General features: G+C 54.4%; 17 protein-coding genes. 11 read left to right on the plus strand and 6 right to left on the minus strand.

Translation table 11 applies throughout. The annotated features are described in order from the left end of the window. Positions 1–103 precede the first annotated feature (103 nt). The 3 genes from ACZ5FM_RS02315 (at position 104) to ubiA (ending at position 3331) form a co-directional block, all read left to right on the plus strand. Positions 104–1357, plus strand: coding sequence for a class I SAM-dependent methyltransferase (locus ACZ5FM_RS02315; protein WP_464039580.1), 1254 nt, complete (start codon positions 104–106; stop codon positions 1355–1357). 132 nt (positions 1358–1489) lie between these two features. Next, positions 1490–2290 (plus strand): MipA/OmpV family protein, encoded by an 801-nt coding sequence (locus tag ACZ5FM_RS02320; protein ID WP_250983201.1) that lies wholly within the window; start codon positions 1490–1492, stop codon positions 2288–2290. A 78-nt stretch (positions 2291–2368) separates the two neighbouring features. Then, positions 2369–3331, plus strand: a complete 963-nt coding sequence (gene ubiA, locus ACZ5FM_RS02325; protein ID WP_464039582.1) for a 4-hydroxybenzoate octaprenyltransferase — start codon at positions 2369–2371, stop codon at positions 3329–3331. A gap of 63 nt (positions 3332–3394) precedes the next feature. On the opposite strand, the gene ACZ5FM_RS02330 is transcribed toward ubiA, so the two are convergent. Then, positions 3395–3961, minus strand: a complete 567-nt coding sequence (locus tag ACZ5FM_RS02330) for a DUF6101 family protein (protein WP_192487849.1) — start codon at positions 3959–3961, stop codon at positions 3395–3397. Positions 3962–4307: 346 nt separating this feature from the next. Between ACZ5FM_RS02330 and ACZ5FM_RS02335 the strand changes: the two genes are divergently transcribed. Beyond that, complete coding sequence (locus ACZ5FM_RS02335) at positions 4308–6893, plus strand: DUF1217 domain-containing protein (protein WP_464039583.1); 2586 nt, start codon at positions 4308–4310, stop codon at positions 6891–6893. A gap of 20 nt (positions 6894–6913) precedes the next feature. Here the strand turns inward: ACZ5FM_RS02335 and ACZ5FM_RS02340 are convergent, their stop codons facing one another. The 3 genes from ACZ5FM_RS02340 to ACZ5FM_RS02350 all read right to left on the minus strand — a co-directional run bounded on the left by ACZ5FM_RS02340 (position 6914) and on the right by ACZ5FM_RS02350 (position 10059). Continuing rightward, complete coding sequence (locus ACZ5FM_RS02340) at positions 6914–8347, minus strand: FAD-binding oxidoreductase (RefSeq protein ID WP_464039584.1); 1434 nt, start codon at positions 8345–8347, stop codon at positions 6914–6916. Positions 8348–8378: 31 nt separating this feature from the next. Beyond that, positions 8379–9359 carry an L-threonylcarbamoyladenylate synthase gene (locus ACZ5FM_RS02345; RefSeq protein WP_464039585.1) on the minus strand — a complete coding sequence of 327 codons (981 nt, stop codon included), beginning with the start codon at positions 9357–9359 and terminating at the stop codon, positions 8379–8381. Positions 9360–9447: 88 nt separating this feature from the next. Continuing rightward, positions 9448–10059, minus strand: coding sequence for a DUF6656 family protein (locus ACZ5FM_RS02350; RefSeq protein ID WP_250983196.1), 612 nt, complete (start codon positions 10057–10059; stop codon positions 9448–9450). Positions 10060–10375: 316 nt separating this feature from the next. Between ACZ5FM_RS02350 and ACZ5FM_RS02355 the strand changes: the two genes are divergently transcribed. From ACZ5FM_RS02355 to ACZ5FM_RS02380, 6 genes are all read left to right on the plus strand, one after another. Then, entirely contained in the window at positions 10376–11620 is a 1245-nt protein-coding gene (locus ACZ5FM_RS02355; RefSeq protein ID WP_464039586.1) for an aromatic ring-hydroxylating oxygenase subunit alpha, read from the plus strand. A gap of 7 nt (positions 11621–11627) precedes the next feature. Beyond that, a complete protein-coding gene (locus ACZ5FM_RS02360) occupies positions 11628–12701 on the plus strand; it encodes an FAD-binding oxidoreductase (RefSeq protein ID WP_464039587.1) in 1074 nt (357 codons plus the stop codon). Between the two features lie 178 nt (positions 12702–12879). After that, positions 12880–13407 carry a BA14K family protein gene (locus ACZ5FM_RS02365; protein ID WP_250983193.1) on the plus strand — a complete coding sequence of 176 codons (528 nt, stop codon included), beginning with the start codon at positions 12880–12882 and terminating at the stop codon, positions 13405–13407. 214 nt (positions 13408–13621) lie between these two features. Next, a complete protein-coding gene (locus ACZ5FM_RS02370; protein ID WP_464039588.1) occupies positions 13622–14119 on the plus strand; it encodes a BA14K family protein in 498 nt (165 codons plus the stop codon). A gap of 202 nt (positions 14120–14321) precedes the next feature. Beyond that, positions 14322–15080 (plus strand): crotonase/enoyl-CoA hydratase family protein, encoded by a 759-nt coding sequence (locus ACZ5FM_RS02375; RefSeq protein ID WP_464039589.1) that lies wholly within the window; start codon positions 14322–14324, stop codon positions 15078–15080. Positions 15081–15169: 89 nt separating this feature from the next. Next, positions 15170–15484: a hypothetical protein gene (locus ACZ5FM_RS02380; RefSeq protein WP_275640637.1), complete on the plus strand. Its 315-nt coding sequence runs from the start codon at positions 15170–15172 to the stop codon at positions 15482–15484. Between the two features lie 36 nt (positions 15485–15520). Here the strand turns inward: ACZ5FM_RS02380 and ACZ5FM_RS02385 are convergent, their stop codons facing one another. Further along, positions 15521–16771 carry a class I SAM-dependent RNA methyltransferase gene (locus ACZ5FM_RS02385; RefSeq protein WP_464039590.1) on the minus strand — a complete coding sequence of 417 codons (1251 nt, stop codon included), beginning with the start codon at positions 16769–16771 and terminating at the stop codon, positions 15521–15523. After that, the gene (locus ACZ5FM_RS02390) at positions 16768–17520 is read right to left on the minus strand and encodes a TlyA family RNA methyltransferase (protein WP_464039591.1); all 753 of its coding nucleotides are present in this window, start codon (positions 17518–17520) and stop codon (positions 16768–16770) included. The genes ACZ5FM_RS02385 and ACZ5FM_RS02390 overlap by 4 nt, the downstream gene beginning before the upstream one ends. Before the next feature lie 336 nt (positions 17521–17856). Between ACZ5FM_RS02390 and ACZ5FM_RS02395 the strand changes: the two genes are divergently transcribed. After that, positions 17857–19881 (plus strand): methyl-accepting chemotaxis protein, encoded by a 2025-nt coding sequence (locus ACZ5FM_RS02395; RefSeq protein ID WP_464039592.1) that lies wholly within the window; start codon positions 17857–17859, stop codon positions 19879–19881. Positions 19882–20058: the final 177 nt, after the last annotated feature.

Raw genomic sequence — 20058 nt, forward strand, 5'->3', positions numbered from 1 at the left:
AAATGCATCAATTTTTTTGAAAACTGCCTGTCTTGAAACTTTGGCCGAAAGGAATACGGTTACAAAACTTGATAAGTGAGACTTAGCTTATTCGGGAGGTGAAATGGCCTCGTCTCTGCATGCATTGCTTGAGAAAATAGTCAGAACCGGCGACCTCGTCGTTACCGGTCCAAATGGACTTCACATTTACGGCGACGGTACAGGAAAACGGGTCGCGATCAGTTTTACCGATGATGAAGCGTCGGACGAGATTGCCAGAGACCCGACATTGAAACTCGCCGAAATCTATATGGAACGCCGTATGAATGTCGACGAGGGCGACATTTATGATTTTCTGGCGTTGATCAAGGCGAATACACTGAGCGAGGCGCTGACCTTCGGCATGATTTGGCGCGGTTTCGCGCGCATTATCGCCTCGCGCATAAAGATGCACCTGCCAGTCAATCACAACAAAAGCAACGTTTCACACCATTATGATTTGAGCGCCAAGCTGTTCGATCTGTTTCTGGACGAGGACTGGCAATATTCCTGCGCCTATTTCAATCCGCCCGGAATAACGCTGGATGAGGCACAGGCTGTCAAAAAACGACATATTGCCGCAAAACTGTTGCTAGCCGAGGACCAGAGCGTCCTGGAAATAGGCTCCGGCTGGGGCGGCATGGCGATGTATCTGAGCGAAAGTTCCGGTGTTGATGTAACTGGCATCACCTTAAGCGAAGAACAGCTAAGGGTATCGCGGGGTCGTGCGTCAAAACGCAACCTGTCGGAAAAGGTGCGGTTTGAACTGCAGGACTATAAATATCTGCCGTCCAAAAAATACGACCGTATCGTGTCGGTTGGCATGTTCGAACATGTTGGGCCAACTCATTATCGGGAGTATTTCAACAAGGCGGCAGAAGTGCTGGATGACTACGGCGTGATGGTGCTGCATTCCATCGGTCAACCCTATCCGGCGCTGGCCACCAACCCGTTCATCGAAAAGTATATTTTCCCCGGCGGTTATATTCCGTCACTGGCGGAAGTATTGCCTGCGGTGGAAAAAGCCGGCTTGTTGGTGCGCGATATCGAAATACTGCCGATGCATTATGCCCACACGCTGAGGCACTGGCGGCAACGTTTCGTCGCTCGAAAGGACGACGCCGTGGCGCTTTATGACGAGCGCTTTTTCCGGATGTGGGAATTTTATCTGGCCGGCTCAGAAATGGCCTTCACTCACGAGAATTTTCATATCTTCCAGCTGCAACTGGCAAAACGCGGTGATGTTGTTCCCGACAACCGCAATTACATTCAGTTGGCAGAACAGCGACTGGCAGAGTTTGAGAAGACCCGCCTGCCGATGGAGAAGGTCGAGTTCTGACACACAATCTCGGATAGGATTTGACACGCCGGCAGCTACTCTGCGTAGTTAACAGATTGGCAAGGGAATATGCTTAATTTGAAATGAGAGTATCTGTTTCTCCTTTCTGTTTTGCGTATCCGGAGTTCATACATGTCTTTTTCAAAGCTGGCTTTTTCCGCCTGCCTTATTCCCCTTTGTCTTGCGGGCACTGCACAGGCCGAAAGCTGGTTCTCCGGTGACTGGTACCTGAAAGTTGGTGCGGTCGGTTTTTCCGCGCCGAAGTATCAGGGCGATAACAAGAATGAGTTTGGCGCTGCGCCAATCATTTCGCTGGGCAAAGTCGGCCCGTCCGCAAAGTTTTCGTCGCGCAATGACAGTGCGTCGTTTGGTCTTCTCGATCAGGGAACGTTCCGCGCCGGCGTTGCTGCAAAGCTGATCATGCCACGTGATGAGGGTGATTCTTCTGACCTTCGTGGCATGCAGAAAATCAAGCTCGGCGGTGAACTCGGTGGCTTTGCTGAAGTCTACCCAACAGACTGGGTGCGTGTTCGCGGTGAAGTGCGCCAGGGCATACGCAGCCATAGCGGTGTCGTTGCCGATCTGTCAGCGGACGTTTTCACCGACATCACGCCCGGTCTGCAGATCTCGGCCGGTCCACGCGCGACATGGGTCAGCAACAAATATAACGACAAATATTACGGTGTAAGTTCTGCGGCTGCGGCGTCCGGTGGTCCTTCGGCCTATAATCCCGATGGCGGTCTGCATTCTGCCGGTGTTGGTGCCGCCATCACCTGGAAGGCAACCGACAATATCGAGCTGACATCCTTTGCCGAATACAAGCGCCTGATGGGCGACGCTGGCAAAAGCACGCTAGTCAGTGAACGTGGTTCGAAGAACCAGTTTGTTGTCGGTATCGGCGCCAGCTACAAATTCGGGTTCAGCGTTCCTTAATCATCCTTGCTTTGCAAAAAGCGCGGGTTTAGAGCCTTTCCTGTCTCATGGTAGCAGGAAAGGCTTGGAAACCCCGGTATGGTTCATAATAGCGATATGACTGGCCGCGTTTCAGACGCGCCATCCGACAATTGGGTTTACCGGCTGCTGCCACGCTGGGTCTGGCCGTATGCGCAGCTCGCCCGCTGGGATCGCCCGATTGGTTGGCAGCTTCTGATGTGGCCGTGTTTCTGGTCGGCCGCCCTGGCGGCAAATGTCGCCATGGACGCCGGAACATTTTCATGGGGCCTGCTGGCCTTCCATCTTGTGCTGTTTTTTATCGGTTCGGTCGCCATGCGTGGTGCAGGCTGTACCTATAATGATCTGGTGGATCACCAAATCGACATGGCCGTTGCCCGTACACGCTCCCGCCCATTGCCATCAGGGCGGGTTACACGCAAACAGGCGAAGATTTTTATTGTGCTGCAATCTCTGGCCGGTCTCGTGGTGCTGTTGCAGTTTAATACCTTCTCTTGGGCGCTTGGCATTTTTTCGCTAATCTTTGTCGTCATTTATCCCTTCGCCAAAAGATTTACCGACTGGCCGCAGTTCTTCCTCGGTCTTGCCTTCTGCTGGGGTGCGCTGATGGGGTGGTCGGGGCAGTTCGGCACTCTGGCACCGGCAGCATTCCTGCTTTACGGAGCGTCAATTGCCTGGACGATTGGCTATGACACGATCTACGCCCATCAGGACAAGGAAGACGACGAATTGGTTGGCGTGCGCTCAACCGCCCGCCTGTTTGGTGACAACACACGCACGTGGCTTATCGGTCTTTACGGTCTGGCGCTTGTATTGATGGTGATGTCTTTTGCATCTGCCGGTGTCGGCTTGCTGGCCTATGCTGGTGTTGCTGCCGCAGCAGGTATGTTCATTCGCCAGATCATCGTGCTGGATATCAATGATGGCGACCAGTGCCTTGCGCTGTTCAAGTCCAACACGCGGGTTGGCGCGCTGGTATTTGCCGGTCTGTTATTGCCGCTTGCCGTCAATCTGCTTCAATAAAGAAAACCCGGCAGGAATGACTTCCGTGCCGGGTTCTTTTTGATCTGGAGATCACGTTTAAAGTCAGTTGCGTGCGATAATTTCTTTGCCTTCGATCTTCATCGCGACGCCAAGCTTGCCGGTGGATCGGCGAACAAGGAAACGTGGACGACGATTTGCGAAGTAGGAATGGCGACGGCGCGGACGAAGGTCCTGCGGGCGTGGGCCGCCAATATGGTCTTCCAACGGACGGGCAACGCCATCTGCTTCAACCATCAGCATCGGAATGCGATAGGTTTCAGACCAGTTGCGCCAGTCGGCAGCAATGTCACAGAGATCATGGGCTACCAGCAGTGGAATGCACAGGGCAGGGTCCTCGTGGTGCAGTTCCAGCGTTACGGTAACCTGACCATCACCATGGTCGATGGCGCGGGCTGCAACACCCTTGAAAGCGCGTGCTGGCAGGGCAAAGGAAAGCGGCAGGCCGCTTGAATTGAGTGTTTTCTTGAGTACGGCACCGCGTTCATCAAGTGTAATGACAACGTCGGAACATCCGTCGCGGACTCCATAAGTGACCTGTTGCGGAAACCGCGCTGGATCGAGTCTGAGTGTCGCTGCGGCCCATTCGGGCTTCAAAACCGTATTTGTCATATTCATGCAACCCTTGTTTTACCTGAGAGCCTTTTGGGCATCTCCCGGGACTTTTCGTCCTCTGATGTTGTGAATATAGCGCCTGCTCATTCTGGACCGCTTAAAAAACGAGGTTAAAAAACTTTGCATTCCCAGATGGTTAGCAAAGTGCCCAATGATCAGGGTTGCGGAAGTGTGAACGGAGACAGTGCAATTTTCTCCAATTGGCCACGGTAAAGGTCCCATGGTTCAAGCTCCGGGCAAGGCTACGCGGGCATTTTGCCAATCTCGGAGTTCTGTGCGATTTTATCGGACGGAATTGCTTGGTTTTGTTTTGCGGTGGAATTTACGCGAAGGAATACGCGCAATGGTGTCGACTTATCTCAGCTACGATTTGATAAACCGGGACATGAAAACCAGTTTGTCACGCGTTGCCCAGCAAAGCATGACCGCCCGGCAAACCGAGTATTACAAGGAGAACATCGGCAAGGTGAAAACCGTCGATGAGTTTCTGGATAATTACCAGCTCTATACGTATGCCATGGAAGCCTTCGGTCTGTCCGACATGAGCTATGCCAAGGCGTTCATGAAGAAGGTGCTTGAGAGCGACCTGAATGATTCAAACAGCTTTGCCAACAAGCTGACTGACACCCGCTATCGCCAGTTTGCCGAGGCGTTCAATTTCAGTACACCGACCAGCACCTTGCAGTCGGATTCGCAGCTGGAAGCGATGATCGGCCTCTACAACACCAATGTTGCGGATGCGGACTCGGCGATTACCGAAGAAAATCGCTATTACAATGTGATGATCAAGACGATTGATAACGTCGACAAGCTTATGCAGAACGAGCGCCTTCGCTCCTATACGCTCAGTGTCTTCGGAATTGATCAGCAGTATTTCTCCTATGCCAACATCAGGGGATTGCTGACCAGTGATACAGATGATCCCAACAGCTATTTCAACATTACCTACGGCGCTAAATACGGTGCCAATGCCGCGCGTCTGGCCGAAATTAACACCACGCTGACCGAAATCACCGGGCGTGCCACAGCTATTACCAAGGTCAGTGATCTCAATAGCGCGATTACCAAAGGTGATGCCCTTCAGGTGCAGATTGATGCGGCGCAGGAGGAACTGGACAATGGCGGTGACGAGGAAACACTGACTGCCAAGATCGAAGATCTGAAAACCCAGCTTGCCAGCGTGTGGAGCAAGGTCAGCGTGACCGACCGTGATGCGGCGCAGGCTGCAATCACCACCAATCAGGCGCTGATTGACGATTATAACACCCGTCTTCCAGCCGTTGGCACTGAGACAACGGCTTTGACCACGAAGTTGAATGCCGAAAAGACCACGCTGACGAAGACCAACTCTGATCTGGATGTCTTCCGAGCCCTTGCCGATGCGTTTGATTTCAATGCTGATGGCACCGTAGCCCCGGGCAGTGCTCAGACGGAAGAAAACCGTCTGGTGATGAACAATGCCTATATCCTGACCAATCCTCGCTCGACCATCGCCAAGGCAGAGCTGGAGCGGGATTATTTCCTGAGCAAGATCAACACGATCACCTCGGTTGAACAGATTGCCGGCGGTAGCGGCGTAACCGGAGACGCTCGCCTTCTGGCCTATATCCAGACTGCGTTCAACCTGACTGATGCGACGATCATGCCGGCAACGATCAAGAACATTCTGACGGCTGATCTGAGCGACCCGAACAACTACATTGCGACAGTCGGCAAAAACGACGAGCGGTATATTGCGTTGAGAAACGCATTCAACTTCCAGTCGGATGGCACGCTTGCCGATGGCACTCTGCCGCAAACGTCTGAACAGAGCCGTATTACCAATATGGGCTATATGAGCTACCATAACGACAAGGATGAAGCCGCCGACGAAAAGGCGCTTGCGTCGTTCAAGACCCAGATTGCCACGGTCACGTCGCTGTCGACCTTCATGACCAACACCAGCGTTTACAGCTATGCCCTTAAGGCTGTGGGCCTGGACCCGAACACGGAAAGCGAACGCACCATTAAAGAGGTGCTAAAAAGCGACCTTCAGGACCCGAAAAGCTTTGTCTACACCCTGAAGGACGAGCGCTACGTCAAGCTGGCGGAGCTTTTCAACTTCAAGTCGGATGGCACAATCGGCGCGCCGGTTCTCGCGCAGTCGGAGCTTGACGTGCAGACCGTGGCGGCCGCCTATATCAATGGCCGCTCTGCATTCGGCACCGAAGATGAAAAGACTCTGGCGAAAAAAGAGTCCGAATATTACACAGAAGAAATTCAGAAGATCAAATCTCTCAAGGACCTGTTGGGCAATGCCAGGCTGCTGGCCTTTGCCATGGAAGCCTTCGACATTGATCCGGCCAGCGTTACGACCGAACAACTCTACAAGATTTTCACGTCCGATCTGGACGATCCGAAAAGCTACATCAATACGGAAGCCGACACCTCTTTCCGCAGGCTGGTAACGTCCTTCAATTTTGACACCGAAGGCAACCTGATGCGGGAAGACCGTGCCTCCATTCAAAACCGCAGCGGTCTTTATGAGACGCTCGACAACTATCTGCAGCAGACCTTGGAAACCCAGGCGGGTGAAGACAATGCCGGTGTTCGTCTTGCGCTGTATTTCCAGCGTATGGCCAAGGATACGACATCCTATTACACCATCCTTGGTGATACGGCGCTTCAGAAGTTCATTACGACGACCTTCGAAATTCCTGACGAAATGGCCAATGCGGAGGTCGACACGCAGGTCACGATGATGAAGAAATACTTCGACATCGAGGACTTCCAGGATGAAGAAAAGGTCAAGAAGCTGATCTCACGCTTCACCGTAATGTATGACATGGTCAATGGCAGCTACAATCCGACACTGGCCATGTTCAGTGGGTCTACAACCATCAGCGTCGACACGTTGATGGCGGTAGCAACGCTCGGTTCGTCGCGGTAATGACAATAGGGCGGCGCCTGTTATGGCGTCGCTATGACCTTGCCAGGATTCATAATGCTGGCAGGGTCAAATGCGGACTTGATGCGCCGCATGAGATCGATCTCGATACCATCCCTGATATGGGCGAGTTCATCGCGCTTCAGCTGACCAATGCCGTGTTCGGCAGAGATTGACCCGCCATGGGACAAGACCAGCTGATGCACGACGGCATTGACCTCGCGCCAGCGACCAATGAACTCTGCTTTGTCTGCTCCAATCGGCTGGGAGATATTATAATGGATGTTGCCGTCACCCATATGGCCGAAGGCGCAGATACGGGCATCCGGAATAACCTGCAACACAGCCGTCTCTGCCGCTGCCATAAATTCCGGGATGCTGGAAACCGGTACTGACACGTCGTGCTTGATCGAACCGCCTTCAGGGCGCTGCGCTTCCGACATGCTTTCACGCATATGCCAGATTGCCTGACGTTGTGCGTCTGATGTCGCAATGACGGCATCCTCAACGATACCGTTTTCCAGGCCCTGCTCCAGCAGGACCTGCATCATCGCATCGGCTGCATCGCTGGAATCGGATGTCGAGATATCGATCAGCACATACCAGGCATGTGGCCGTGCCAGCGGATCCCTGACACCGGGAATGTGTTTGGTGGTGAACTCAACGCCGAGGCGCGGCATCAATTCAAAGCCGGTCAGGGCAGAGCCGCACAGGCTGGTTGCTTTTTCAAACAGCGTCAAGGCGGCATCAGGGCTCGCCAGGCCGACAAAAGCAACCTGATGGCCGAGCGGTTTGGGAAACAGTTTCAAAACGGCAGCGGTAATGACACCGAGTGTACCTTCCGAGCCGATGAACAGATCCCGCAGATCATAACCCGTATTGTCTTTTTTCAGTTTTCGGAGCCCGTTCCAGATTTCACCTGTCGGTAAAACCACCTCAAGGCCAAGGCAAAGCTGGCGCATATTGCCGTAGGCCAGAACGGCAGTGCCCCCGGCATTGGTGGCAAGGTTACCGCCGATGCGGCAGGACCCCTGCGATGCAAGCGTCAACGGAAACATGCGATTTATACTGTCGGCCGCCGTATGAATGTCTTCAAGGATGCAGCCGGCGTCGGCAACAATGACATTGGCCACGGCATCGATTTCACGCACCTTGTTCATGCGTTCCAGTGACAGAATGATATCGCTGGCTCCGGCCCGTGGTGTCTGACCGCCAACAAGGCCAGTATTGCCGGTTTGTGGGACGATGGCCGTGCCGGTTTTGCTTGCCAGCTTCATGATCTCGGCAACTTCTTCTGTCGAAGCAGGTTTCAGCAGCAAGGGTGATGTACCCTGGTAAAGACCACGGTTTTCGACAAGGCGCGGCGCGAGTTCGGCCTGATCGCGAACGGCGTGGCTTGCACCGACAATGGCCGTGAACTGTGCAATGAGATGGTCTGAAAGAGCGGCAACAGTCATCTTTCACCTTTATCGTGGAGATTGCTGGATCTTATGAACGGGGTGCGGCGGCTCGTGCCAGTCGATCATTGATCGCTTCACCGAGACCATGCTGCGGAATGGCGGTAACCGCAATGCTGGCAGCACCACTGGCATCCGCCAGTTTGAGATATCCGAAAAGATTTGTGGCGGCCTCGGCCAGATCACCTGATGGACTGAGGTTGAGAATGGTCTTTGCCTTGTCCTGTCCCGGCAACGGCGCGATGTCACCGAAGGAGATAAGGGCTTCGCCTGCGTCAACCGATGTGGCTTGCAGACGCACGGACGCACCCGGGGCATAGTGGGAGGCCAGCATGCCCGGTGCTTCAATGGCTGGTGATGCCGTTCTGGACCGCAACAATTTTTTGCCTGCAACCCGTTCGATATCCTGTGAGGCAAGACCGCCCGGCCGTAACAGTCGCAAACTGCCGTCTTCTTCAACTTTTACGATGGTGGATTCGACTCCAACTCCTGCGGAACCTGCATCAAGCACCAGCTTGATCTTTTCGCCCAGATCATCTTCGACATGCGAGGCGCTTGTCGGGCTGATCTTGCCGGAGCTGTTGGCGCTTGGTGCAGCAAGCGGTCGATCAAATGTCTTGATCAGCTCGCCGGCAAAACCCTGCGGCACACGAATACCGACCGTATCGAGACCGGCAGTGGCCAGCGGATGAATGCCGCTGTTGTCTTTTAACGGCAAAACGATGGTTAGCGGGCCTGGCCAGAATGCCTTCGCCAGCGCAAGAGACAGGTCATCGAACTTTGCGTAGTGCTGCGCCATCTCAAGATCAGACATATGGCAGATCAGTGGATTGAAACGTGGGCGGCCCTTGGTCTCGTAAATGCGGGTAATCGCTGCGGGATTGGTCGCATCGGCAGCCAGGCCGTAAACAGTTTCCGTCGGAATTGCCACGGGATAACCGTCGCCGAGAATTGCGGAGGCAACCTCAAGGGCTTCCTGTGGATGTGTATGGATATTGATATGCCGAGCCATCTAATGCACCGTTCCTGTGGTGTGGTGCATAGCGCATTTTAGGTCCGCCTGTGAAGCGCACATTATCAGTGCGCCACGGGCGGTCTGTTTACATCGCCATGATGAGCTTGCGCATTTCTTCCGTACGCGCACCAAGCGTCAGCACGTTTTTCAACGCGACCTTGGGGTCATGCGTGCGAAACAGCAGACCGTCCTTGTGAACCGAACGATCGATCTCAACGCTGCGGCCGTTGACCGCGTTCATCGCGATGGCAAAATACATGCGGGAATAGCGTGGATCAATCTCAACGAAGAAGCCGTCCTTGTCACCGCCGATTTCCGCGAAGAAATTCGCAAAATAGAACGACCACAGGATCTGTCGGCGCATGTCGAAACTGGTTTTCGACGCCGTCACGTGGCAGTAGCCAAGATGCGGACTGTCTTCGAGCGTCTTGTGAAAGATCATGCTCGGGAACTGGATGGACCGGTGGAAATTGTTGAGGTGGGAGTGCGTCTTGTATCCCGCCGTTTCGAGCTTGCGACCGGTACGGTCCGCAACCTCGTCATGCGTCATGTAACGCTTTTCGTCGGGCAACCAGCGTTCTTCGTAACGCAGGATGCGTCCGGTCCGCAGGAATTCCGAATGCATATTGCGCGCACGGGCGGGGGCCTTCTTGCGCGCACTGGCGTCGTAATAACGGATACGTGTTGCCTGTTCCACGCGACAGGTTCTCCATGGTCACTGGGACATCAGTTTAGATTTAAGGAGTTAATACACGGTTTCCGGTGATTTTCTGAACAGGTGGCATGTCTGGTTGCGACTTCGTGTGTCGGAAATCTAATTAAACTATTGATTATAAACAATGATGTAGATCACGGCATTGTTTCGCCATGTCGCAAATTGTCGCCAATGCGGAAAACCATGTCGCTGTTTGCGCACCTGCGCTCTTTCAGGCGTGATTAGATGTTCACATGCCGTTGAAACAGCAGTTGGAGTACCTCTTCGACATTCTGTTTTGCCAATGAGGAATGTGGCCATGGATTTGCGTGACACCGTTTTGCGCCAGCTGAAGAACCGTCGGGAAGGCTTCAGTCTTGAGCAGCCATTTTACATCGACAAGGATTATTTCCAGCTTGATATGGAAACAATCTGGTACCGTGACTGGCTGTTTATCGGACATGATTGCGAAGCGCCGAAGGCTGGCAATTACTTCACCGTCCAGATCGGCAATTATGCCGTGGTCATCGTGCGCGGCAAAGATGGTGTCATCCGCGCTTTCCATAACTCCTGTCGCCACCGCGGTTCTCGGGTCTGCACCAGCCATAAGGGACAGTCGGCACGTCTCGTTTGCCCATATCACCAATGGACCTATGATCTGGATGGCAAACTGCTGTTTGCCCGCCATATGGGTGATGATTTCGACAAGAGCGAATTTGGTCTTAAGCCGGTCGCCTGCGAAAGTGTCGCCGGTTACATCTTCATCTGTCTTGCCGAAGATCCGTTAGATTTCTCGCTGGTGCGTGCGCAGGTCGAGGGCTACATGGCCCCGCATCGCATTGCCGATGCGAAGATCGCCCATGAAAGCACGATCATTGAAAAGGGTAATTGGAAGCTGGTGTGGGAAAACAACCGCGAATGTTACCACTGCGCGGCAAACCACCCGGAACTGTGCCGTACCTACCCGGAAAACCCAAGTGTAACAGGCACGGATGGTGGCGCTGATGACCCCGAAATTGGCGGTCACTGGTCACGGTGTGAGGACGCAGGCCTGCCAAGCCGCTTCCAGATTGATCCACGTGGACAGTTCCGTGTCGCGCGTATGCCGCTGATTGGCGACGCAGAAAGCTACACAATGTCCGGCAAGCGTGCGGTGCGACGTCAGCTCTCGGATGATGTCACGATCAGCCACATCGGCGCATTGCTGCTGTTCCACTATCCAACAACATGGAACCACTTCCTGGGCGATCACACGATTTCCTTCCGCGTGTTACCGCTTGGGCCCGAGGAAACCATGGTCACCACTAAATGGCTGGTGCACAAGGATGCGGTTGAAGGGGTGGACTATAATATCGAGGAACTGACCCACGTTTGGAACGAGACCAATGACCAGGATCGCCAGATCGTGGAAGAAAATGCCTTTGGTATTCGCTCACCTGCCTATGAGCCGGGACCCTACTCCATGGTTCATGAAGGCGGTGTCATGCAATTCGTCAACTGGTATGCGGATTTCATGATTGATCGCCTGCAGGGCGACAAGGCAAAACTCGCAGTGGTTGCCTGACGTGAACATGGTGCTCTCTTATAAACATCTCGACGAAATGAAGCCGTGGAGCGACAAGCTCCACCTTCTCGAATGCCTGTCCGCGACACCGGAAACTTCAGATGTGATGACGTTCCTGTTTCGCTCGGAAGAGCCGAACTGGTTCCGCTACATGCCGGGTCAATTTGTGACGCTGGAGCTTCCTGTCGGCAACGACGTGCTATTGCGCACCTACACGCTGTCATCCAGCCCCTCACGGCCCTATGCATTGTCGGTGACGGTGAAGGCGCAGGCCAATAGTATCGGCACGCGCTGGATGTTCGACAACCTCAAACCGGGCATGAAGATCCGGGCGCTGGGGCCATTCGGTGACTTTTCCTATGTGAAACATCCCGGCGACAAATATCTGTTCATCTCGGCGGGTTCCGGCATCACTCCGATGATGTCGATGGTGCGCGACATGAGTGATCGCGCGCCGCAAAGCGATATCGCCTTCCTAAACTGCTCTCGCTCGCCCTCCGATATCGTGTTCCGGCACGAGCTGGAATATCTGGCGCGTTTTATGCCGAAACTGTCGCTCGGCTTCATCGTTGAAAATTGCGGGCGCACAGACCTCTGGTCCGGCCTTAAGGGCATGGTGGATAAGGCCAAGATTGCACTTCTTGCGCCTGACTTCATGGATCGCACGGTGTTTTGTTGCGGTCCGGAACCGTTCATGACAGCGGTACGCTCGTTGCTGGAAGCCTCTGGTTTCGACATGAGTCGGTACCATCAGGAAAGTTTCGCTCCGGCCGCGCCGCCGCCTCTGGCTGAAGTTATCGCTGGTGCAGATGGTGAGGTGCTGTCCACAGTCACCTTCACGCTTGCCGGCAAGGAAGCCTTCTGCCAGCCGGGACAGACAATTCTGACCACCGCACGTGCTGCCGGTGTTCGTATAGGGGCAGCATGTGAATCCGGTATTTGCGGAACCTGCCGGGTGCTTAAACTTTCCGGTAATGTCGATATGGCCCATAATGGCGGCATTCTCGATGAGGAGATCGAGGAAGGTTATATTCTTGCGTGCTGCTCACGGCCGCTGGGTGATGTAAAAGTTGAGGTCTGAATACAATCACATGATTTTTACTTTGGTTATCGCAATGTTGCGGAACAAAGTCCTATCAAGCTCGTTTCTCTATAGTTGAATTTGAAGTTAGTGTACTCCCCGCGATAGTCGTCTGGTAAGTGCATGCCCTCAAAAGAACTTCGTTTCGTCATTGACGATTTACTATGGAGGAATACCCATGATGCGATTTCGTACGACAAGCGTTGCTACGGCGATCGTGATGTGCCTAAGCGGCGTTATTCCAGCTCAGGCATTCCAGATGCCCACTGTGCAGCAGCCAGACGATAATCGGTTACCTACTGTTCAGGTGAGGGATGAGTTTCAGCGCCTAGGCCGGGATCGGAATGGCAATATTGTAGATATGCCGAGGTATATACCGAGACACGGCCGAAATGTTTCGCCCCGTGATCGTTGGGACGGACCACGAGTAAGAGATAACGGTCCACGCTATGGCTGGTACAATGGCCACCGTGGTTATTCCGACAGACGTCCCGGATATCGTTATCACAATGGTTACTGGTTCCCCATGGCAGCGTTTGCTGCGGGTGCCATTATAGGTGGCGCTATGCAGCAGGGCCAGCCATCTTATGGCAACAGCCACACAAGCTGGTGCGCCAACCGGTGGAGATCCTACCGCGCTTACGACAACACCTATCAGCCCTATAACGGTCCACGCGCTCAGTGTGTGTCGCCTTATGGTCGATAAACAGAATTTATTAACCCGCGATTCAATCGCGGGTTAATTTTTTAAAAGACGGGTTTTCCTGCGATTTCATTCGTTAATGCTGGGTTCATGCGAACTGAAATATGTTCGTAATATAAATTCCGGATAGACCTGCGTGGTGCAGATGTAGTTCGGTAGAACAAATAACGTTTATCGCTCTGTTGGTGCAGACTTGCCCAGAGTAGGGAGAAGTCAGATGAGTAACTACCTCAAGAAAATTGCCGGTGCCGGTTTTGCTGCACTTGTTGCAGTAACAGCGATCGCACCGGCGCAAGCCATGCCGCTGCCGGTGGTTCCAAGCCAACCCAGCGTTAACTCCGACGTGGTTAATGTGCAGTACTACCGCGACTATGATCGCGGCCCTCGCCGTGGCTATTACAACGGTTATCGCGGTTATCGCGAGCCTCGTCAGGGCTATCGTCATCATGACGGTTACTGGTTCCCGCTTGCTGCATTTGCGGCGGGTGCGGTGATTGGCGGCGCTATGGCCGCTCCGACCTACAGACCAGCCCCGGTCTATCGTCCTGCGCCAGTCTATCGCCCGGAACCAGTTTATCGCCCGGTTCCTACGGGCAATATCAATCCACGTCACTACGACTGGTGCTCGGCCCGTTACCGGTCTTATGATTCCTATAGCAATACGTTCCAGCCAAATTACGGCCCCCGCCGTCAGTGCCTGTCGCCGTATTTCTGATCCGCATCCCAGAGATGTCAATCAAGCTCCGTCCGGTTTCAAACCGGGCGGAGTTTTGTTTTGTGCTTTATGCATTGGCTCGACAGCCATTGGTGCTCAATGGGAATTCAATCTCATCAGTAAATTGACGTTTACGTAAAAATAAATTATTTCTGAAAACCATACGTGAAAACGTGGTGTGTAAGGTCGTGGGAGGAATGCCGTGCAGGATAACCATATCGTGGTGGAAAGGTCTGAGGACGGATCAGGCGTTCTCGTCATTCGATTTAACCGGCCTGAGAAAAAAAACGCGATAACGCAGGCAATGTATCGTCGTATGGTGAAAACACTGAATTCTGCCAATGAAGACGAGGGCGTGCGGGTTGTTGTTTTTCTCGGCACGGAAGGCTGTTTCTCGGCCGGCAACGACATGGCCGACTTCTTGACCTATGGCATGGGGCAGGCGGTGGAACCGCCCGCAGGTTTTGAGTTTATCAAAGCGCTGGCGGAAGCGAAAAAGCCCTTGGTGTCCGGTGTTGATGGTTTGGCGATTGGCATCGGCACGACGCTTCATTTGCATTGCGATATGACGGTCGCATCGTCACGCAGCCTGTTCAAAACGCCTTTCGTCGATCTGGCGCTGGTGCCAGAAGCCGCGTCCAGTCTGCTGGCACCACGCGTTATGGGCCACCAACGTGCTTTTGCGTTGCTGGTGGCAGGGGAGGGGTTTTCGGCAAAACAGGCTTTTGAGGCTGGCCTGATCTGGAAAGTCACCGAGCCCGAGAATGTGGAAACGGAAACGCTGGAAATCGCCCGCAAACTGGCAGCCAAGCCACCGCAGGCTCTGCGCATTGCACGCGACCTGCTGCGCGGAAGCGAGCAGGAAAAACTGCAGAGAATGGATGAGGAATTTGCCCATTTCAGTTCTCGCCTGAAAAGTGCAGAAGCGCGGGCTGCCTTTGAGGCTTTCATGCGCCGTTAATGCTGAAGGCGGTAAAAGAATGCCGCTGGCAACCAAACGCTTAAACGGGTGTTGAAGCCAGGATGATCGGTTATTCGGGAACCAATGTAATGCGTAAAATTGCCCTTGCCTGCATGGCGCTGCTGCTCACCACAGCCGCCGAAAGCCGTGACATGCCAGCCATGTCTGTTGTGCCAAACAGTGATGTTTTGCTGGCGCAGTCTCAGAACATGGATTTTAACTCTTCGCAGTCACGCCCAGATCGTCAAAAAAACAACCGCGCACGTTTTGCCTGCGTGATCACGCCGCCAGAAAGCGCACGGCGCTCGCAACCCTATGTCTGCCGTGTCGAAACCGGCCGGGCAGGCGGGCGCTGCCGCTGCCCGGGCATTGTCGGGAGCGGCAACCTTCAGCCAGTCTGGTAAAAAGAGATCTTTGGGGGTGAGCGTGCTGCACTCACCCTATTTTTCGAGCAGTGCCACCGCTTCCACATGGGGTGACCACAGGAACTGGTCCACAGGCACAACGCGCACGATGCGGTAGCCACCTTCCACCAGAATGGACAGATCGCGTGCCAGCGTCAGCGGATTGCAGCTGACCGCAGCGATTTTTTTGATGGTGCTGCGTGCCAGCTCTTTCGATTGCGCTTCTGCACCGGCCCGTGGCGGATCAAACACAACGGCATCAAAAGTCTTGAGCTCGCTTGTCATCAATGGCCGACGGAACAAGTCACGTTTTTCGGCTTTGACGGGTTTCAAGCCCTGTGTTTTGCGAGCACCGGCATCCAGTGCCTTGATGGCCTTGTCATCGCCTTCAACCGCGAGAACCTGCGATTTTTCCGCCAGGCGCAATGAGAACGTGCCGCAACCTGCAAACAGGTCAACCACACGCTTGGCCTTGCCAAAATGGTCAACCACGATGTCCGCCATCGCATTCTCAGCAGCAATGGTTGCCTGCGTGAAGTTGCCGGGCGGCGGGTTAACCTCGGCCTTGCCAAATTTTAGCGCCGGTTTTTGCGGTTCGATGAGGATTTCACCATTCAACGAAACGCGGGCAATGCCTCTCATCGCCAAAACGGTCTGAGTCAGTAGATGGCGCTGTTTGTCATTGATGGATTTTATGCCTTCGACCGCGACATCAAGGCCCGACAGGCTTTCCAGCACCGTCATGCGGAATGGTTCGGCACTCTGAACCATGGCTGTACCAATGGCCCGAAGATCGTTCAGTCGGCTGACAATGCCATCCGAAGTGACAGGACATTCTGCAATATCGACGATGTGGTGGCTGCCTGCCTGGCTGAAACCGAGAAGCATGCTTTTTTCGGTTTTGCGCAGGGCAAAGACCGCGCGCCGACGCTGTTTGGGCTGACAGGTCACCAGAGCATCGACCTCAGGTGTCAGGCCCTTGGCCTTCAAGGCAGAAACGACGAGATCGCGCTTGAATTCGTGATAGGCTTCATCACCCATGTGCTGCAGCGAACAGCCGCCACAGGTGCCGCCCTGACCATCCGGTCCGAAGTGGCGACAGAGCGGTTCGCGTCGCTGCGCAGAAGCTTCCGAAATCGACATGATCGTGCCTTGGTCCTTAACTCGCGCAATGGCGACGGTTTCGCCGGGCAGGCTGAACGGGACATAGACGGTGCCGTCGGGACAGTGTGCAATGCCGTCGCCCTGCGCGCCCATGCTCTGGATTTTCACCGTTTGCGTTGTCATGGCTTTTGGCCTCCGAGCAAAAATTCGATGTTTCCGTCTCCTCCTGCGATCGGCGAGGGAATGAGGCCAAGGCTTAGCCAGCCCATGTCCTCAACCAGCCATCGCTCCAGTTCGCGTGCAACATCAGGCGCGGTTTCTGGCGCCTTGAGTAGTCCGGCTTTGCTGATGGCATCTCTGCCCGCTTCAAATTGCGGTTTGACCAGCAACACTGTGTGGGCGCCAGCTTCGGCAAGCTCCAGCGCAGGCGCAAGCGCCAGCTTTAGCGAGATAAAGGAAACGTCCGAGACAATAAACGTTACCGGCCGGTCGAAAATATCTTCCGCTGTCAGGTAACGCGCATTGAGCCCTTCGATGTTGGTCACCGACGGATTCTGTTCAATGCGGGCGTGCATCTGGCCATGGCCGACATCGATTGACGTTACATGGGCTGCACCGCGCTCAAGAAGCACTTCGGTAAAGCCGCCGGTCGAGGCACCGACATCGAGGCATTCCTGGCCGCGCGGATCGAGTTTGAAATGGTCGAGTGCCGCCACGAGTTTCAGCGCTGCTCGCGAGACATAGTCCTGCGCAGGGTCCGCGGTGCTGATGGCCACGTTGGCTGCAAACATCGCAGCTGGTTTGGTGACCACCTGCCCGTTGACGCTGACCGTGCCACGTTCAATGGCATCGCGCGCCCGCGAACGGCTGCTAAACAAACCAAGTGCCACCAGCAACTGGTCTAGGCGTTGTGTTTCTGTTGAGTGAGACATGGGAAGTGTCAATGACTGCGGTGCGCCCTGAACGCAAGCCTTTTGTCGAGGCGAACACCGATCTGACAACCATATGGCGGTGATGGGCATCATCTTTGCAACGCAAATGGTTTGTTCTGACCTATAATTTTGCTGCATACGCGAAATCCGGGCGCTTTTGCGTGGCCGATTAAGTGATTTTAAACGCGCTATCTGCAAGGTGCGATTGGCTGGCTGCCTTTAATCCCGCCGATTTGCCATGAGGGCATTTTCTAAAAATCCATGTTGCGACACCGGGGTTCTTGAGCGTCGGGCATGGTGCTGTTGATACATCAACTGTTCCGGAAAGAGCATTCAATGTCCTTGAAGAATTTCTCGATCAATTTGAAACTGATCATAACCTTCGTCGCCTTGATGGGGGTCTGTCTCGTGGCGTCTGCCGTGGTTTTCTGGCAGACACTTGATACGAAGCGTATTTCCGAAGAACAGTTCAGAACTGACAAGATCGTCGAGTCGGTGGATGCGGCGCTCGCAGCAATGCTTGAGCAGGCCGTCAACCAGCGCGGATTCCTGCTGTTCCGCAGCGACAGCACATACAATGACGTATTCGCCAACCGCGAATTGATGCTGAACAAGCTCAATGAAGCCCGCACTTATGCAGCCGGCATGCCAGAGATCATTAAATCGATCGATGCGATGGAAGCATCGGCAACGGTATTCCACAAGCAGCTTGCCGAGCCACAGATTGCTGCGCGCAAGACGACGGAAGCGCCGATTTCCGAGATCATTGAAATTGGCCGTAACCAGGCCAAGGGTCAGCTGGATGGCTTCCGCACCAATGCGACGACCATCAAATCGCAGCTTGCTGAACTGTCTGCATCACACTATGCGGCACAGGACGCCGCACAGTTTAACCTGCAGATGGCGCTTCTTGGCGGCGGTGCAGTTGCTGGCGTGATTGCCATTGCCCTGATCCTGCTTCTGGCACGCGCTATCGCGACGCCAATCGTCCAGATGACGGAATCGATGAGCCGCCTTGCACAGGGTGACAACACTGTCGAAGTGCCGGCACTCGACCACAAGGACGAAGTCGGTAAAATGGCGCAGGCCGTTCTGGTCTTCAAACAGGCCGGTATCGAAAAGCTGCGTCTTGCCGACGAGACCGAAAGAATGCGCCTGTCGTCGGAAGATGAACGTCGCCGAAACGAAGCTGAAAAGGCTCGCGAAGATGCTGAGAACAACGTAGCGGTTGAAGAACTCGCGAATGGCCTGACGGCTCTTTCCAACGGCAATGTCGCCTATCGTATTGAAAAGCAGTTCGCCCCGCGTCTGGACTCGCTTAGAAACGATTTCAACAATTCGCTTGAAAAGCTGCAGCAGACGCTGCGCTCGGTTGGCGAAAATGCTTCCGCCATCAACTCTGGCGCTGCTGAAATGTTGTCCTCTGCCGATGACCTTTCCCGACGTACTGAACAACAGGCTGCATCGATCGAACAGACGGCCGCTGCTCTGGAGGAAGTTACAACGACAGTTCGCGATTCTGCCCGTGGTGCGGAAGAAGCAGGCAACCTCGTACAGCGTACCCGTGAAGGTGCCGAAAAGTCTGGCGTGGTGGTGCGTAATGCCGTCAAAGCCATGAAGGAAATTGAAAAGTCTTCGGGTGAAATCGGTAACATCATCGGTGTTATCGATGACATCGCCTTCCAGACCAACCTTCTGGCGCTGAACGCCGGTGTTGAAGCGGCGCGTGCTGGTGAAGCAGGCAAGGGCTTTGCGGTTGTTGCGCAGGAAGTTCGTGAACTGGCGCAGCGTTCCGCCAATGCTGCAAAGGAAATCAAGTCGCTGATCACCGCTTCGAGCCAACAGGTCGAAAACGGTGTGAACCTCGTTGATGAAACCGGCAAGGCGCTGGAAAAGATCGTCTCCGACGTCGCTGAAATCAGTACGCATGTCAGCGCCATTGTCGTTGCCGCTCGCGAACAGTCCACTGGCCTTCAGGAAATCAACACGGCCGTCAATGCCATGGACCAGGGCACGCAGCAGAATGCTGCCATGGTCGAACAGCAGACGGCAGCCAGCCATTCACTGGCCCGTGAAGCCGAAGGCCTGAACACGTTGCTTGGCCAGTTCAATATCGGTGTCGTCAACCGCGTTGCTGCGACGGGAACATCATCCCACCGCCAGTCGTCGTCAGTGCGTCCACCGGTTCAGCCAGTGGTCAGAAAAACAGTGACAAGCCGTGGCCCGATTGCGGCGACTGAAACGTCGCGTCCGGCTGCGTCACCAGCCCGTTCCCTGGGACAGACACTGGCACGTGCCTTTAATGCCAAACCGGCAGAAAGCACAGCCAAAGCCGCTGAGCAGGATTGGACAGAATTCTGATAAGCGGTTCCTGAAAGCGCTGTAGGCAATTACTTACAGCGTCATGGTTTCCATACGAAGATCCGAAAACGCCGTGCGTCCGACTGGAGGCACGGCGTTTCTGCTTTCAAGCAGCAGTGCGAAACCCCCGCTCGGTGTTGCGCACTGCCTGCCTGGACATGGGAACATGTCTGCAAC

The organism is Agrobacterium sp. 5Ca50 (assembly GCF_055381905.1).

Excerpts from the sequence above, each read along its gene's own strand:
- ACZ5FM_RS02390 (WP_464039591.1), bottom strand. The coding sequence starts at position 17,520 with ATGTCTCACTCAACAGAAACACAACGCCTAGACCAGTTGCTGGTGGCA.
- ubiA (WP_464039582.1), top strand. The coding sequence starts at position 2,369 with ATGGTTCATAATAGCGATATGACTGGCCGCGTTTCAGACGCGCCATCC.
- ACZ5FM_RS02315 (WP_464039580.1), top strand. The coding sequence starts at position 104 with ATGGCCTCGTCTCTGCATGCATTGCTTGAGAAAATAGTCAGAACCGGC.
- ACZ5FM_RS02365 (WP_250983193.1), top strand. The coding sequence starts at position 12,880 with ATGATGCGATTTCGTACGACAAGCGTTGCTACGGCGATCGTGATGTGC.
- ACZ5FM_RS02385 (WP_464039590.1), bottom strand. The coding sequence starts at position 16,771 with ATGACAACGCAAACGGTGAAAATCCAGAGCATGGGCGCGCAGGGCGAC.
- ACZ5FM_RS02380 (WP_275640637.1), top strand. The coding sequence starts at position 15,170 with ATGCGTAAAATTGCCCTTGCCTGCATGGCGCTGCTGCTCACCACAGCC.
- ACZ5FM_RS02335 (WP_464039583.1), top strand. The coding sequence starts at position 4,308 with ATGGTGTCGACTTATCTCAGCTACGATTTGATAAACCGGGACATGAAA.
- ACZ5FM_RS02320 (WP_250983201.1), top strand. The coding sequence starts at position 1,490 with ATGTCTTTTTCAAAGCTGGCTTTTTCCGCCTGCCTTATTCCCCTTTGT.
- ACZ5FM_RS02345 (WP_464039585.1), bottom strand. The coding sequence starts at position 9,359 with ATGGCTCGGCATATCAATATCCATACACATCCACAGGAAGCCCTTGAG.
- ACZ5FM_RS02340 (WP_464039584.1), bottom strand. The coding sequence starts at position 8,347 with ATGACTGTTGCCGCTCTTTCAGACCATCTCATTGCACAGTTCACGGCC.
- ACZ5FM_RS02370 (WP_464039588.1), top strand. The coding sequence starts at position 13,622 with ATGAGTAACTACCTCAAGAAAATTGCCGGTGCCGGTTTTGCTGCACTT.
- ACZ5FM_RS02395 (WP_464039592.1), top strand. The coding sequence starts at position 17,857 with ATGTCCTTGAAGAATTTCTCGATCAATTTGAAACTGATCATAACCTTC.
- ACZ5FM_RS02355 (WP_464039586.1), top strand. The coding sequence starts at position 10,376 with ATGGATTTGCGTGACACCGTTTTGCGCCAGCTGAAGAACCGTCGGGAA.
- ACZ5FM_RS02360 (WP_464039587.1), top strand. The coding sequence starts at position 11,628 with ATGGTGCTCTCTTATAAACATCTCGACGAAATGAAGCCGTGGAGCGAC.
- ACZ5FM_RS02330 (WP_192487849.1), bottom strand. The coding sequence starts at position 3,961 with ATGACAAATACGGTTTTGAAGCCCGAATGGGCCGCAGCGACACTCAGA.